The organism is Bacillus sp. NH11B (genome assembly GCF_001884205.1).
GTDB classification, from domain to species: Bacteria; Bacillota; Bacilli; order Bacillales; family Bacillaceae_G; genus Bacillus_A; species Bacillus_A proteolyticus.
Genome location: NZ_MAOG01000101.1, coordinates 1 through 14,723, shown reverse-complemented (window position 1 = coordinate 14,723; position 14,723 = coordinate 1). Strand labels below are relative to the sequence as shown.

Annotated in this window: 17 protein-coding genes; 11 read left to right on the top strand and 6 right to left on the bottom strand. The window is 33.4% G+C overall.

All coding sequences use genetic code 11. The annotated features are described in order from the left end of the window. The first annotated feature begins 315 nt into the window (after positions 1-315). The 5 genes from BAU27_RS14645 to BAU27_RS14625 all read left to right on the top strand — a co-directional run bounded on the left by BAU27_RS14645 (position 316) and on the right by BAU27_RS14625 (position 6,116). Positions 316-816, top strand: coding sequence for a hypothetical protein (locus BAU27_RS14645; RefSeq protein ID WP_071745444.1), 501 nt, complete (start codon positions 316-318; stop codon positions 814-816). A gap of 46 nt (positions 817-862) precedes the next feature. Continuing rightward, the gene (locus BAU27_RS14640) at positions 863-1,213 is read left to right on the top strand and encodes a hypothetical protein (protein WP_071771262.1); all 351 of its coding nucleotides are present in this window, start codon (positions 863-865) and stop codon (positions 1,211-1,213) included. A 501-nt stretch (positions 1,214-1,714) separates the two neighbouring features. Beyond that, entirely contained in the window at positions 1,715-2,677 is a 963-nt protein-coding gene (locus tag BAU27_RS14635; RefSeq protein ID WP_071771261.1) for an AAA family ATPase, read from the top strand. Beyond that, a complete protein-coding gene (locus tag BAU27_RS14630) occupies positions 2,677-3,891 on the top strand; it encodes a DUF58 domain-containing protein (RefSeq protein WP_071771260.1) in 1,215 nt (404 codons plus the stop codon). The genes BAU27_RS14635 and BAU27_RS14630 overlap by 1 nt, the downstream gene beginning before the upstream one ends. After that, entirely contained in the window at positions 3,888-6,116 is a 2,229-nt protein-coding gene (locus tag BAU27_RS14625) for a transglutaminase TgpA family protein (protein ID WP_071771259.1), read from the top strand. Before BAU27_RS14630 ends, BAU27_RS14625 begins: the two co-directional genes overlap by 4 nt. A gap of 82 nt (positions 6,117-6,198) precedes the next feature. On the opposite strand, the gene bsaA is transcribed toward BAU27_RS14625, so the two are convergent. Continuing rightward, a complete protein-coding gene (bsaA, locus tag BAU27_RS14620) occupies positions 6,199-6,681 on the bottom strand; it encodes a glutathione peroxidase (RefSeq protein WP_071771258.1) in 483 nt (160 codons plus the stop codon). A 225-nt stretch (positions 6,682-6,906) separates the two neighbouring features. Between bsaA and BAU27_RS14615 the strand changes: the two genes are divergently transcribed. From BAU27_RS14615 to BAU27_RS14595, 4 genes are all read left to right on the top strand, one after another. Continuing rightward, a complete protein-coding gene (locus BAU27_RS14615; RefSeq protein ID WP_000844980.1) occupies positions 6,907-7,116 on the top strand; it encodes a DUF3925 domain-containing protein in 210 nt (69 codons plus the stop codon). Between the two features lie 96 nt (positions 7,117-7,212). Next, positions 7,213-8,184: an MBL fold metallo-hydrolase gene (locus BAU27_RS14610; RefSeq protein ID WP_071771257.1), complete on the top strand. Its 972-nt coding sequence runs from the start codon at positions 7,213-7,215 to the stop codon at positions 8,182-8,184. An 85-nt stretch (positions 8,185-8,269) separates the two neighbouring features. Beyond that, entirely contained in the window at positions 8,270-8,704 is a 435-nt protein-coding gene (locus BAU27_RS14605; RefSeq protein WP_071771256.1) for a hypothetical protein, read from the top strand. Between the two features lie 310 nt (positions 8,705-9,014). Then, entirely contained in the window at positions 9,015-9,260 is a 246-nt protein-coding gene (locus tag BAU27_RS14595; protein ID WP_002118769.1) for a hypothetical protein, read from the top strand. Positions 9,261-9,314: 54 nt separating this feature from the next. Here the strand turns inward: BAU27_RS14595 and BAU27_RS14590 are convergent, their stop codons facing one another. Further along, on the bottom strand, positions 9,315-9,995 hold the full coding sequence (locus tag BAU27_RS14590; RefSeq protein ID WP_071771254.1) for a DUF3600 domain-containing protein: 681 nt from the start codon (positions 9,993-9,995) through the stop codon (positions 9,315-9,317). Beyond that, positions 9,992-10,570, bottom strand: coding sequence for a sigma-70 family RNA polymerase sigma factor (locus BAU27_RS14585; protein WP_071771253.1), 579 nt, complete (start codon positions 10,568-10,570; stop codon positions 9,992-9,994). Before BAU27_RS14585 ends, BAU27_RS14590 begins: the two co-directional genes overlap by 4 nt. Positions 10,571-10,777: 207 nt before the next feature. Here BAU27_RS14585 and BAU27_RS14580 point away from each other — a divergent pair, with 207 nt between their 5' ends. Next, positions 10,778-11,764, top strand: a complete 987-nt coding sequence (locus BAU27_RS14580; protein WP_071771252.1) for a quinone oxidoreductase family protein — start codon at positions 10,778-10,780, stop codon at positions 11,762-11,764. A 29-nt stretch (positions 11,765-11,793) separates the two neighbouring features. After that, a complete protein-coding gene (locus tag BAU27_RS14575; RefSeq protein WP_071771251.1) occupies positions 11,794-12,432 on the top strand; it encodes a zinc dependent phospholipase C family protein in 639 nt (212 codons plus the stop codon). 44 nt (positions 12,433-12,476) lie between these two features. Here BAU27_RS14575 and BAU27_RS14570 read toward each other — a convergent pair whose 3' ends face one another. The 3 genes from BAU27_RS14570 to BAU27_RS14560 all read right to left on the bottom strand — a co-directional run bounded on the left by BAU27_RS14570 (position 12,477) and on the right by BAU27_RS14560 (position 14,351). After that, positions 12,477-12,860 (bottom strand): VOC family protein, encoded by a 384-nt coding sequence (locus tag BAU27_RS14570; RefSeq protein WP_071771250.1) that lies wholly within the window; start codon positions 12,858-12,860, stop codon positions 12,477-12,479. 394 nt (positions 12,861-13,254) lie between these two features. Beyond that, positions 13,255-13,560 (bottom strand): hypothetical protein, encoded by a 306-nt coding sequence (locus BAU27_RS14565; protein ID WP_071771249.1) that lies wholly within the window; start codon positions 13,558-13,560, stop codon positions 13,255-13,257. Between the two features lie 353 nt (positions 13,561-13,913). Then, positions 13,914-14,351 carry an NUDIX hydrolase gene (locus BAU27_RS14560; protein ID WP_071771248.1) on the bottom strand — a complete coding sequence of 146 codons (438 nt, stop codon included), beginning with the start codon at positions 14,349-14,351 and terminating at the stop codon, positions 13,914-13,916. Positions 14,352-14,723 lie beyond the last annotated feature (372 nt).

Below are 14,723 nucleotides of genomic sequence, written 5' to 3'. Positions count from 1 at the left end.
GTTCACTCCTTTAATACGTCTCTCTTACATACCCTTACTATAAGAGAGGTTGTAAAATACAGATGTGACATTTCGCACAGTTCAAGAGATTGTCAAAAATTCCAGTGAAAATATGAAAAAATGAAAATCTAATCATTGTGGGGTTCACATCCTTCACTGACTGTTAAATTTGATATACTTAAATCGTTAGATGTGTTTATAAATGAAAATGCAATACTTTATATCCACTAAACCAAGGGCAACTGTCCTGAAAATAGTTGACCCAACAACGCCAAGAATGGCAAGATTATAAAGTAATAATAAAAGGAGGATATTATGATATTAGAACCACTTTATGCAGAAAACATTGTAGTAGCCGTCATATATAATAATGAATTTAGATGGTATGTAACAGATAAAGAACTATGGTTTTTAGATTATAATAAATTAGATAATGCATATAAAAATTTAAGTGTAAGCACTGAAGATAATTACGAAACGGAAGAAAGAAATGGAATAAAAGTATTAGATAATGAAAATATAGAGGTGTTTTTACAAAGGATTAATAAATATAACGTAACTAAAGAGGAATTAAATTATTTATTACTTGAAAATATTAAAAGTAAAAATGCAGGAGAAGATCTATTAGATTTCAGTCCAGTGTTATTAATTAACTTTGATGATACAATACTATATTCGATGTTTCCGGAACCAGCATCATATGAAGAATATGTACCAAAAGATTGGATAGGTAAATATGAAGGTTTCACTGAATTAATACCTGAATCAGAGAATTATTGGGTAGATGAGTTTCATAATAATCTACTTTTTCTATAATTTAAATAGGACAAGAGTGATGCTAGTATAAAGGAGTAGAATAGTAATGAAATATCCATATAATTTTGAAGTACTTAACAATAGAGATTTAGTTATGAGACTTCCTCAAGAAATTAAACTTGTTGAAACTTTTTTAGGAGTTGAAGTTTCTGCTTTTGGAGATTGGATTTTAGAAGAAATACATAGTGTTTTAAACGGAGAAAAAAATTACGGAGTAGTAAATGACAACATTTGCGGTTTAGAAATTCGGAACGACACAACTACTGTGCTAGACAATTTAGCAGAAGATGGTAAAGGTGAATATTGTGAGATAGAAACAATGGAATTGGTAGAATTAATTCATATTTGGTTAGCTAAACGAAAAGAATTAAAAAAAGAGAAAAATAAAGAATTGTAATAATTTAAGTGGCTGGCCTCTACATGCAGTCGGCTTTATTTATTATTTCATATAAATTTTAATCACAAGACATATGATATATGTATCTAACCTTTACGCGTAGGGATTTCTACGCTATTTATTTTGGTCACCAAGGTTATCCTTTCCTTCCCTCCCTCCTCTTCTTTACCGACAATACTCTCGATAACCCATGATTATATATAAATAATAAATATTCGTCACCTTCTGACACGGATTATCCTATTGTTTTATTGTACGTAAGGAATTTATTTTTCTTCAACGCTACTATTTTATATCAAGACATATTTTATATAAAACTACAAATCATTATTTACTGTATTGCCCTTAGTTATGGAAACAATTATACTAGTTGTAATCGGAATAAATAATCTGAATATTCTCAGAATTTAAGATGAGAGTTTTACTACCCGCAAATAGAGGGATAAATTCTATTGTCCACTAAATAGATTAGAAAACGATAATAAAATTAGGAGGATTACAATGCCCCAGCTTGATTCATTACATCCTATTGTAGAAAAAATAATCAACAATATTGAAAAATTAATGGTCGGGAAACGAAAAGAAACAATCTTAGCCTTAACAGCTCTCTTAGCTGAAGGTCATGTACTATTAGAAGATGTTCCCGGTGTCGGGAAAACAATGTTAGTACGCGCTCTTTCTAAATCAATTGATGCCGATTACAAGCGAATTCAATTCACACCTGATTTACTGCCGTCAGATGTAACAGGTGTTTCTATTTATAATCCAAAAGAACTCCAATTTGAGTTCAAGCCTGGACCAATTATGGGGAATTTTATACTTGCTGATGAAATTAATCGTACATCTCCAAAGACACAATCTGCCTTACTTGAAAGTATGGAAGAAGGTACTATCACAATAGATGGCATTACAAGACCGTTACCAAAACCATTCTTTGTAATGGCTACACAAAATCCGGTCGAATATGAGGGAACATACCCTTTACCAGAAGCTCAGCTCGATCGTTTCTTGTTGAAGCTAAGAATGGGATATCCTACACCAGAAGAAGAATTTGAAATTTTAAACCGGATGGAAAAAACAAATCCACTCTCTCATTTACAAGCTATTACTACAATAAAAGAATTACTTTATTTACAACAAAGCGTACGGGATATAAACATGGACAAAGCAATCAAGCATTACATTGTAAAGCTTATTAGTCAGACTCGTTCTTATAGTTCTATACAGCTAGGTGCAAGTCCACGCGGCTCAATTGCTTTAATGAAAGCTTCACAAGCTTATGCATTCATCCATGGCAGAAATTATGTTATTCCAGACGATGTTAAATTTTTAGCTCCTTACGTGTTAGCTCACAGACTCATTCTAAAAATGGAAGCAAGATTTGAAGGAATAACAGGAGAACAAGTTATCGCCAAAATCGTTGCACGAACTACCGTTCCGACTCAAAGGAAGATGAACCTTTGATGAAACGACTACTACGGGCGCTATATCACGTTACGAAGTTATTGCTAATACCTTTATGCCTAGTCTTAACATTTGTATACGCTATGCTTCAAGGAGGATTTGTAAGTTGGTTTTTGTTTTACAGTACGATTCCTATTTGCCTTTATTCACTACTACTTCCCTTCTACGCTTTACGAGACGCTGAAGTAAAACGAATAACAAACCAAAACGAATATGCAGCAGGAGAACAATTTTTAAGCACTCTTACAATAAAAAGAAAATTTCCTTTTCCCTTACTTTATTTAGTTATAGAAGATGAACTGCCATCACAATTTACAAATTGTAAACAAACGAAGACGAATAAGATAATACTCTTTCCAGGATTAAAACGAAATATTTCGTTTCAATATGTTATTGACACAATCCCTAGAGGAGAGCACACTTTTTCAAGCGTACGTGTCAAAACTGGCGATCTATTCGGTGTGATAGAGAAAGAAGTAACTTTTTCAGTTCCAGATACATTTTTAGTCTATCCCCAGTATGTAGATATAACGTATCGACAATTGGAAAATCATTTCGAACAAGGGGCACTTTCAGCAAATATAAATTTAGCAAAAGACTCTACAGTCTCTGTCGGTGTCAGAGAATATAAACCTGGTGACCGCTTTTCATGGATTGATTGGAAAGCAACTGCACGAACAAACAATATTATGACGAAAGAGTTTGAACAACAGCGCAGCCATAATATTATGATATTCATGGACAGAACCCCATCTCCTTTATTCGAATCAGTCGTAACGTTTACTGCCTCTATTGTAAGGGCTGTCTTGAAGCAAAATTCACCAGCGTCATTCGTGTCTGTCGGAAAAGAACGAACTTTTTTCCCTTTAGACAATGGAGATACGCAGTTACAACAAATCTTTTGTCATTTAGCGAAAGTACAAGCAGACAGTGTATTCCCGCTCTCCCAGAGTGTAGAAATGGAATTAAGAAAAATTTATGAGCCCGTAACGATTATACTCGTGACAAGCGTTCTTTCTCCCGATATTCAAAAGGCAGCTGACTATGCAGCTATTAAAAATAGAAAATTAATGGTGTTTGTCGTGAAAGAAAAAGCAAATCAACTTTCACAGCGGGAACTAAGTATACTAGAAACTCTACAAAAACGAAAAATATTTGTAAATGCGGTTTATGAAAACCGGTATACAAACGTATTTTTTGAGGTGAGCAAATGATAACATTACAAATAAAAAAACAGTGGGATATGAATAGATTCTTCATGCATGTATGTGCACTTCTACTTTTACTAGAATGGCTAAGACCTCTTATAGGTATTACAAATGTAGGTAGATTAGATATTTTTGTAATATTTATAGGAATTTGCTTCACTCTCTCTTTTTTTCAAACAAGATGGCAGATTCCTATAAAAATCGTCACGATCTTATTCATCATTCATTTCCTGTATTATAAAAATGCTTTTATAAATCCATCTTGGCTAACGAATTTTTTTTCTGATATTTCTCGAAATTCCTCCCTGTTTTCCCAAGGGAATTTGTTAGATATTTCTCCAGTTTTTCCAACACTTTTATTTTTTTTATCATTTTGGTTTTTGAGTTCTTTCATCTCGTTTTGGATAATTCATAAAAAACGTGGGCTGTTATTTCTTGTATTGACTATTATTTATATCACAACTTTTCATAACTTACATTTATACAATGCAAACTACGCTATTATTCGTACTGTTGTCATTGGCTTTTTTATGCTTAGTCTTCTTCAAATAGAACGAATAAAAGAGATTGAACACTTACAAAATTATGCTAGAGCAATCTCAAAATTACTTAGACCTCTTACAATATTTATTGTATTGTCAGCAACCATCGCATACTTCGCTCCAAAATTTGGCCCTCAATGGCCAAACCCAATAAATTTTTTAAAATTCAACACATCCGAAGCAAGTAAAGAACAAGAAATTTCTAAAATTGGGTATGGTTTAGACGACTCGCAATTAGGCGGTCCTTTTAAGGCGGATAATACAATTGTTTTTACAGCACAAACGCAAAACAAACAATATTGGAGAGTAGAAACAAAAGATTTTTATACAGGAAAAGGCTGGGAGGTTTCTGAAAATCCGAAAAAGGTTTCTTTTAAAAATAAAAACGACGTCGTGAGTTGGTACGAACAAAATACAAAAACGGAGACAACCGAAGCAACAATCACCATGCAAAAAAGTTATCCTCACCTTACCTATCCAGCAGGATTAGTATCGATTGAGGCTTCTCCCGATGTATCATACAGCGTTGACCCATTTTCAGAAAAAATCTTTACGATGCACGGAGATTCTTCTACTACTTTAAATTCGTATAAAGTAACATATGAAATCCCGGAGTTTTCCATAGAAAATTTGAAAGCTGTAAAAACGAATGAAGGGCATGAAACAAGTTCTTATTTCATGACAAAGTACACACAACTTCCCGAATCATTACCGCAGCGAGTAAAAGACTTGGCTGTCAATCTTACAAATGATAAAGACAACCGATATGATAAAGTATTGGCTATTGAAAATTACTTCACAGACCATTCTTTTGTATACGAAACAATGAATGTCTTATTCCCTGCAAAAAACCAAGATTATGTAGATCAATTCCTTTTCGATACAAAAAGCGGCTACTGTAATAATTTTTCGACGTCTATGATCGTGTTACTTCGTTCTGCCGGGATTCCTGCTCGCTGGGTAAAAGGCTTTACAGAAGGAACTCTTGAGAATACAATTGCTGATGCAGAAGGTGAGAATGTTTATAAAATCGAAAACAATAACGCACACTCTTGGGTTGAAGTATATTTTCCAGGATACGGATGGATTCCATTCGAACCAACAAAAGGGTTTACCAATCCCTATAACTTTATAAATACTCCTTCTGCTTCTACTTCACAAAATAACGAAGAAAATAATTCTCAAAACGTGCAAATGCAAGAGCGGAACAATGAAGCAAAGCTCAAAAGTTTAATAGAAAATACAGAAGAATCCTCTACTAAAAAGATCACAAATTCTAAAAATGGATTTTCTTGGTGGTACGTATTCCTCTCTACGATACCGCTTAGTATTATAGGATACATTCTCTTAACCACTAGAATGAAGTGGATTACATTTTTTATTATTCTTTTCTATAAATATCGAAAAGATGATGCTGTTTATCAAAAAGCTTACGGCGCACTTTTAAAACAATTTGCGAGAATCGGCATACCACGGAGTGAAAGTCAAACATTCCGAGAATACGCTCTCCACATCGATACACTTTACAACTCGGCTGATATGCAACAACTTACTTTCAGTTATGAGAACGCTATGTATCAAAAGGGACAGGCCGCAGCCGAATGGAAGAAATCCGTACACTTATGGGAAGTACTTATGAAAAAAGCAGCTTCTCTGCCTAAATCAAATGACTTCGATGGAGTGATTTAATCTTGATAATGTGAGTTTAAAGAAAACGCCTCAAAGAACTGCATTGTTCTTTGAGGCGTTTTTAATAATGTGAAACTCCTAGTTATTCTCCAAGTATCTTCTCAATCTCCACCTCTAAATCCACTGGCTTCGTTTGCGGTGCGAAACGCCCTACTACTTTCCCATCTCTTCCAATTAGAAACTTAGTAAAGTTCCATTTTACGGCTTTCATACCGAGTAAGCCTGGTGCTTCTTCTGTCATGTATGTATACAGAGGATGAGCCTTATCACCTTTCACATCAACCTTAGCAAACATCGGGAAGTTTACACCATAGTTTAATTCACAAAAACTAGTAATATCAGCTTCTGTTCCCGGTTCTTGTCCTCCAAATTGATTACAAGGGAAACCTAGTATTTCTAATCCTTGATCTTTATATTTATCATATACTTCTTGTAATCCTTTATATTGCGGTGTAAAACCACATTTGCTAGCTACATTTACAATAAGAAGTGCTTTTCCTTCGTAATCTTTTAACGATTTATCTTCTCCTGTAATTGTTTTAGCTGAAAAATCATAAACTGTCATTGTTCCTACCCCTCTCTTCACTATCATTCTATGTTTATACTATACTACATTCGTGAATGTACAGCTCTTATTACGTACTTATACACCAAAATGATAGCGCTTTATTTTTGTTCGAAAATTCGGCACAAACTACTAGACTTTTATGATGGAAAGTTTTACAATTGAATTGTGAACAAAATGTGACAGTTTATATTTCCATTATAAAAGAAAAGGATGGTGTTCATTATGAAAACTGCACAACATGAAACGATTTCAAATCGCGAGTTTTATTTCGTACTATATATGATGTTATTGTATGTTACTGGTTGGGTAATCGATGTAAATGGTTTATTCTTAAGCTCCTACTTTAATTTAGCAGGAGAGATTATGCTTCCAATAGTTGGAGGTATTGTTGGACTGTTCGTTATGTCTATTAATAAAGAACAAACGAAATAACAACGATAGAAAAAGGCAGAAGACGAGCTTTCGTTTTCTGTCTTTTTCTATTGTTAGCGTATAATAGATATATACCGTATATAAGGAGTGGTAAATATGAAAAAAGTAGAACAATTATCTTCTCACCTATATCTTATTGATGATTACGACTTACAACATAATGAACGAACAGGTACGTACGTTTTATTAGGTGACGAAATTACTTTAATTGAAACCTGTGCAGCCCCTTCTCTTCCTTACATTTTAGATGGCTTACAACAACTACATATTGATTTAAAAGATGTAAAAAATATCATTGTTACACATGTTCATTTAGATCACGCTGGGGCAGCTGGTTTAATGATGGAGAAGTGCCCAAATGCTACTTTATATGTGCATTCGCGCGGCGCTCGTCATATGATTGATCCAACGAAACTCATTTTAGGTGCAAAAGCTGTGTACAAAGAAGATTTCGATAAACTTTTTGATCCAATTCTTCCTATAAAAGAAGAACGTGTTCGTATTGTACAGCATGGTAATACATTAAAAATTGCAGAAGACCGCATCCTTACATTTTATGATACACCGGGACATGCAAAACACCATATTAGCATTCACGATTCATTAACAAACGGCATTTTTACTGGCGATACGATTGGAATTTATTATAGAGAACTCGCAAGCCTTGGTGTAGAACTATATCTACCATCAACGTCCCCTTCACAATTTCAACCAGATGCGATGATTGCTTCTAAAAATCACATTCAAAGTATGAATGTAGATACTATTTATTTCGGCCATTACGGTGCATCGTCCAATGTTACAGAAGTATATAACCAACTAGAACATTGGTTACCTATTTTCGTTCAGACCGGTAAGGAAGTCTTTGAAAAATATCATGATTTCGATGAGGCTACTAAAGCATTACAAACCTTATTAATGGATAAAATCTCTTCTCACCTTACAAAATTAAACGTCCCATCAGATCATTCCGTTTATAACATTTTACATCTGGATATAGAAATTAGCGCGATGGGCATAATTGATTATTTCACGAAGCTAGAAAAAACAAATTCCACTATTAACTAACAGTAAAAGAAGAGATATACAACAGTAGTTATTGTATATCTCTTCTTTTTTTGAATATATTTTGAGTAAAGGATGGTGGAATGTAATGCAAAAAGTGATGCTATACCTCTGCTTCACATTATTTATCGTCTTATTATTATTTGTCGGAGTGAAAATTCAATTTTATTTAGATACAGACGCGCAGGTGAATTTTAACGTTTATCCAAGATTATTTTACTTTACACTCTTCCCTCTTATAGTTGGCATTTTATTACGATTCCTTCAATCCATTAATCGCGAAACGAGTAAACAAATCTGGAGCTTTCAACCGGATAAGTTTATCGCTATTACGTTGCCTACGCTATTCATTTCCTTTTCTCCAGCTCTACTCTTTTCACCAGTTGGTTCATACCTACCTTATTTAGCTAATATTATTCTTGTGAATACGACTTTCGTTACCATTATTAGTTTAATAGCTGGTTACTCACTTTTAGATTGTTTGATACAAAAAGACAAGGAGAATAGTAAGGAATATAACTAAGTAATTTCCACTTTCACTTTATTAAGCAAATCAAGATAATTCTGCCCCTGACTTGTATGCAAAAGAACCTAATGTTCAATTTTCAAATGTCGTTGGTTATGGTGGTTTATTTATAAGTGCAATACTCCTTGTAAGAGTAGCTATTCATGCGGTAAGGAAACTTAAGTAATAATAAAACGAGTATGAAATCACGTAGATTTTATACTCGTTTTTTATTGTTTATATATTCAATATGTACTAGGAAATTTATGTTAAACTATAGAAAATCGTGCACTAAGACAAAATACATTTCAATCAAGGGAGAATTATTATGTATAGATTTTTTGGATTTTCGTGTCTAATGTTTCTCGCAAGTATATGTTCTTTCTTTATTTTAAGAGGACCTAATGCAAATTTAACTTTGATTATTGCGATTCTAGGCATACTTTCATTACTCGGTATTATTTTTGCGATAGCATCAAAAAATTGGTTATTCGGAATAGTTGGTACTGCATTAAATGGCGTAATATTAGTATTTGTATATTTCCTATTGCTAGCAAAAGGAATAGGTGGTTAATATATTTACTTTTCAATAAGAAAAGCTCACAGCTTAAGCTATGAGCTTTTTTACTTATCTCACCTTTTCATCTACATACTCCATAAACTGTTCTGCTTTAATAAACCTTTCTTTATACGCTTCAGGTACTTCTTCTACTGTTATCCCACCACTCGATTTCACTTTTACTAATACAGTTTGATATGACATTAACGCTTCCATATATTGTTCATACTCTTCTGAAGTTAATACTTCTTTACTAGATTTATGGCCATTTAATTTATCAAAATACGGCTGAAGTTCCATTTCTACCTTTTTCATTTCTTCTTTTTTAGCTGGTGATAATTGATCATAATCAATATTACCGTTCGAATCCCCGTACTCAAGCTTTGCATTTGTTAATTTCTTTAGTTCTTTTGTAAACTCTTCATATTCCTTCGCACCCATTTCATCTTTCGCTTGTGATAACTTTGCATTAAAACGCATGTATCCTTCTAATGTTATAGCTCCGGCATGCTTCTTTAAATTTTCAAAAGACCCGTATATACCATCTGCCATAATAGATTGATAAGCAAAACCCGTTGTCGGAATTAAAAATGCTGCTGCAAGCACTCCTGCGATAAGGCGCTTCTTTCTTTTACTTCCACTGCGCTTCATTTTTATTTGAATGATTACTTTTTCTTTTAACTCCGGTGGTGCTACAATCCCCTTCGCTTCTTCTTGTATAGATTCTCTAACTCTACAATCTAAGCTCATTTCACATTCCCTACCTCTCCTAAAAAGATTTCTTCTACTTGTTCTTTTTGGCGTAGTTTCTTTAATGCCGCATGAATTCTAGACTTCACTGTACCGATTGGAATATGTAATATTTGTGCTACTTCTTCTTGAGAGTAATCGTGTAAGTATCTTAAGATAATAATTTGTTTCAATTTATACGGTAACTTATGAATGAGTTCGATTAATTTTTGATTTGATATTTTACTTACAACATCGCTAGAAAAATCAATTTGTACTGGCTTTCTTTGCTCTTCTGCTTTTTTTACAATTCGCAGTCGCATCCATCTCTTTCTTCTATAAGAATGAATTTGTTTAATTGCAAGTCCAATTAACCAAGGACGAAATGGCTTCTCACTATCATATTTACGAAGCGATTCATATAGCTGTATGTATATTTCTTGAACAACATCAACTACATCCGTTTTATCTTCTATTAAGAAATGTGCTGTTTTATATACTTCTTGAATCGTTTTATCATACAATTCGCTATACGCTTCTTTATTGCCCGATAAAGTTAATTGGATTAAATCCATATACACTGTTTCATCCTTCATTTACCATCCCTCCTTTGTCTTACACTATATATTGGCAAGTAATTGATATTTCGTTCGATTTTTTCAAAAAAGTTTTTTATATAAATTAATATAATAATTCAATAAGCTCATAAGCTTCACTTATAACCATGCATAACAATTATATAATTTTCCAATTCCTAATGAAGATTTAAAATAATATATATAGTCAAATTTAGGAGGATGTATATGAAAGCTATCGTTGTAACTTCATTCGGTGGTCCTGAAGTGTTGAAATATATAGACATGGATATTCCTACACTTTCAGATAACCAAGTTTTAATTCACGTTGTTGCTACTAGTGTTAATTTCGCCGATATTAAATCACGTTATGGCAAAAAAGGAAACAAAGCCTTACCTTTTATCCCAGGGATAGATGCAGCTGGTATTGTAGAACGCGTAGGTTCTCATGTGAAAAACATTTATCCTGGCCAACGAGTCATTGCTTTTCCTCAAAATGGTTCTTACTCTGAATATGTTGTTGCAAATGAAAATCTTACTTTCGTATTACCGGATGAAGTTGATTTCCAAACTGCAGCCGCTTGCCCTATCGTATCTTTTACAAGCTACAATTTACTTGTAAATGTTGCAAGACTTCAACAAGGTGAATCTGTTCTAGTTCATGCGGCTGCTGGAGGAATTGGTACTACCGCGATTCAACTCGCAAAATTATTAGGGGCTAAAAAAGTAATCGGGACTGTCGGAAGTGAAGCAAAAAGAAAAATTGCTTTAGATGCTGGTGCTGATTATGTTATTTGTCATCAAGATGAAGATTTTGTAGAGAAAGTTAATAAGCTTACAAACGGAGAAGGAGTTAATGTAATTTTAGACTCTATTTCTGGTACTATGTCCGAAAGTAGTTTAAAATGCCTTGCTTATTACGGTCGTCTCGTCCATTTCGGCAATGCTAGCGGAGAAGTTGGTCATTTTCAAACGAAAGATTTACACGCAAGTTGCCGTTCTATACTCGGTTTTAGCTTTGGCACTACACGAAAAAAACGTCCTGAATTACTCCAAGAAACTGCGAAGCAAGTTTTCCGTTATTTACGCGATGGAAGTTTACAAATTAATACTACGAAATCTTTTCCTCTTCAAGACGCAGGGAAAGCACATGAATGGGTCGAAAGTAGACAAAGTACAGGGAAAGTAATACTAAACGTTCAGACAGCTCCCTAAAATGAATACATGAAATAGAGGTGTTATTCATGGGATCACGAATTATGCATATCATTATCGCGAGCGGGATTGCCGAAAAACTATCTATTCAAGACAAAACTTCTTTCTTACTTGGTGGTGTAGCTCCTGATGCTGTTCATTCAAAAGAAAAAAAAGGAACTTCACATTTTTACGCTGGTACCACGAAGAACTATACGAGAAGAATAGATTTTGATTCATTTATTCATAAATACGAAGATCATATGGATTCCCCTTATATTTTAGGTTATTATACCCACCTCATTGCCGATGATAATTGGCTAAGCGGCTTTTTTCTACCATGGCTTAAAAACAGAATGGAAAACGACGAAACTATTGCACCTATGTACTATAACGATTTTAAATTATTGAACGCAAAGTTGTTGCATCATTACGATAAAGAACAACAACTCTTCTCCCTTCTTAATCAAGAGACTACCATTGTGAATATCGATGAGGTTTCTAGAGAGAATGTTTTAGCTTTTCGGCAATATATTTTTGAAGATATGCTATATCCTGAGCAACATTTGCATGAAGAGTTACAAGTGTTTTCATTTGATCAAATCGTTGGTTATATTGAGACTGCAATTGAAAAAGGAACATTTTTTATAGAACAACTCGCTAATAAAAAATTCACTTCAAATATTTAATCCCCCTCATTATTTACGAGGGGGATTTTCACATAACAATATAATTATTTTTTCTTTTCCATTACTGCAAAATAATTCCCTTCACTATCAGCAAAGTTAAATACTTTACCAGAAGGCATAGTTACCATTTCGCCAACTGTAACATTTTTATTTGTTAAATCTTTATATAGTTGGTCAAGATTTTCCGAGAAGAACATTAAAGACGGTGTACCAAGATTCAATCCTGGACTCATTTTAGAAATAACTTCTTTATTATGTAGTATAATACCTGTTTCCGCATCGTTTGTTGGAGCAATTTCAATCCATCTCATCCCTTGCTTGTTATCTTCCTCTGCAACTACATGAAATCCTACTTTTTCAGTCCAAAAATTTACTGCCTCATCTTGATTATTTACGTATAACATAATTTGTCCAACTTTATGAATCATTTGTTTTCCCCCTAATGGTTTTTATATTCTATGTAGCTTTCTACAGGTACTATTATTATTCCTTTTTCATTCAGTTGAATGCTTATAAATCGCTAGTCATTAAAAAGTTATTTTTTTGCTATAGGGAACACTTAAGAACCTTTGCTTAGTAGCAATAATGTGGCTGTAGCCCACCGCTATCAAGCTACGGTTATGAAGTCCCCCCTAAACAAAATTTTTATCTCTTTACAATTATTTATGATCATTCAGCTCATTTTTGTCGTTTTGTGGAACAACCAATTTTTAAAAATAGATTTTCATTTATATTACCGTCCTTTGGTTCAGCTTCACGAATCATATAACTATCTACCTTTTGCATTTAATATATTATGGTAAAGATAAAGATCAATTATGGCTATAACTCTATATAGGCTTTTTCCCCACCTGGAATCTTAAATTTATTTACATCATATTCTTTAATTATATATACCTTTATCGCTTCAAAATCTTTACCAAAAGCAAGAATTGGATTTTTTAAGAAATATATTATTTCTTCCTCGTCATAAATTCGGGCTTTCATTACTTCTTTGTCAGAGTGAAACGATAAATTGACTCCTTTGTAAAAATATTCGTAGTATCCCTCTTCATCCTGCTCACTCTTATCTTCAAAAGGAACAGATTCAATATGATATATAGTCCCATTTACATTTATTGATTTCATACAACATTACTCCCTTTTCAAGAATATCCATCAGAATGTAAAGTGATAATAAAGTTGTTTAAATGTTGTTCAACTAAAACACCCGTTAGTTCAATAAGGGGTCCCGTCACATGCCCATCAAGCTAAAATTTTATAGTACCCCCAGAACGAAATTTTGTACTAGCTAGTAACAAAAAAGCTCATTTTTTCGTTTTGGGGTATTTGCTTTTCTTTTGGCGATGGGGTATCACCAGCATTTCGGAAAAAAACCACGCTAAGAAAAATAAAAGCCTTGCTGCATATGAAGTGTAGCAAGGCTTTTTTAAGTTGTTTCATTCTTATACTACTAATGTCTTTGTTAGATAACACTTTAATTACTTTAATAGTCTTTTGTTTAATTCCCACAATGCTGTTTTGTTGCTATCCCATTTCAAAAGCGTTACTGCTTCCTCAAAGCATAACCATTTAAAATTGAAGTGCTCTTTGGATAATGAAATATTTTTTGTAGGAACTTTAACTCCAAAAGAAAATTCTTTTATTACATAAACATCTTCTCCCCAAAGAAATCCTCCAACTACATCCTCTACTGGTAGTGAAGACACAGAATCTAATTTTATATATGGACATTCTCTTATAATACCAGCCTCTTCAAACGCTTCCCGTTTTGCTGATTCAATAGGAGTCTCACCATCTTCTCCACCACCAGCTATTCCTTGCCAATAACCATAATCACTTCGGTTAAAAATAGCATATTGAATAGAATCGTCAGTTTTTATATAAGGAAATATCAATACTTGATATGGTGCTCTCATTGCTTAACCTCCTCCCTGTGTAATGATAATAAAGTTGTTTCATTCAAGTGCCGAAAAACACGAATTAGCCCCAAATTTTTATTAATCCCCTTCTAATTGTTGTTATTCCATAAGTTCAATGTTTCGTTTGCCATGTATATATGTTTCAATTTCACTACGAATATTTGGATATAGAACGATATTCTGCAATTCATCTAACGGTATCCATTTGACACCTGGTTGATTTTCGTCTGGATTATCTGAAATACAAGGCGGTTGACGGAATTTTACTTAATATTAACTTGATGGGTATGTGGTGCTACCCCACACCCATCAACTTAAGGGATATTTTTATACAAAATGCGATCTTTTCACGTAGTATTTTATTATCGT

Excerpts from the sequence above, each read along its gene's own strand:
- BAU27_RS14645 (WP_071745444.1), top strand. The coding sequence starts at position 316 with ATGATATTAGAACCACTTTATGCAGAAAACATTGTAGTAGCCGTCATA.
- BAU27_RS14640 (WP_071771262.1), top strand. The coding sequence starts at position 863 with ATGAAATATCCATATAATTTTGAAGTACTTAACAATAGAGATTTAGTT.
- BAU27_RS14635 (WP_071771261.1), top strand. The coding sequence starts at position 1,715 with ATGCCCCAGCTTGATTCATTACATCCTATTGTAGAAAAAATAATCAAC.
- BAU27_RS14630 (WP_071771260.1), top strand. The coding sequence starts at position 2,677 with ATGAAACGACTACTACGGGCGCTATATCACGTTACGAAGTTATTGCTA.
- BAU27_RS14625 (WP_071771259.1), top strand. The coding sequence starts at position 3,888 with ATGATAACATTACAAATAAAAAAACAGTGGGATATGAATAGATTCTTC.
- bsaA (WP_071771258.1), bottom strand. The coding sequence starts at position 6,681 with ATGACAGTTTATGATTTTTCAGCTAAAACAATTACAGGAGAAGATAAA.
- BAU27_RS14615 (WP_000844980.1), top strand. The coding sequence starts at position 6,907 with ATGAAAACTGCACAACATGAAACGATTTCAAATCGCGAGTTTTATTTC.
- BAU27_RS14610 (WP_071771257.1), top strand. The coding sequence starts at position 7,213 with ATGAAAAAAGTAGAACAATTATCTTCTCACCTATATCTTATTGATGAT.
- BAU27_RS14605 (WP_071771256.1), top strand. The coding sequence starts at position 8,270 with ATGCAAAAAGTGATGCTATACCTCTGCTTCACATTATTTATCGTCTTA.
- BAU27_RS14595 (WP_002118769.1), top strand. The coding sequence starts at position 9,015 with ATGTATAGATTTTTTGGATTTTCGTGTCTAATGTTTCTCGCAAGTATA.
- BAU27_RS14590 (WP_071771254.1), bottom strand. The coding sequence starts at position 9,995 with ATGAGCTTAGATTGTAGAGTTAGAGAATCTATACAAGAAGAAGCGAAG.
- BAU27_RS14585 (WP_071771253.1), bottom strand. The coding sequence starts at position 10,570 with ATGAAGGATGAAACAGTGTATATGGATTTAATCCAATTAACTTTATCG.
- BAU27_RS14580 (WP_071771252.1), top strand. The coding sequence starts at position 10,778 with ATGAAAGCTATCGTTGTAACTTCATTCGGTGGTCCTGAAGTGTTGAAA.
- BAU27_RS14575 (WP_071771251.1), top strand. The coding sequence starts at position 11,794 with ATGGGATCACGAATTATGCATATCATTATCGCGAGCGGGATTGCCGAA.
- BAU27_RS14570 (WP_071771250.1), bottom strand. The coding sequence starts at position 12,860 with ATGATTCATAAAGTTGGACAAATTATGTTATACGTAAATAATCAAGAT.
- BAU27_RS14565 (WP_071771249.1), bottom strand. The coding sequence starts at position 13,560 with ATGAAATCAATAAATGTAAATGGGACTATATATCATATTGAATCTGTT.
- BAU27_RS14560 (WP_071771248.1), bottom strand. The coding sequence starts at position 14,351 with ATGAGAGCACCATATCAAGTATTGATATTTCCTTATATAAAAACTGAC.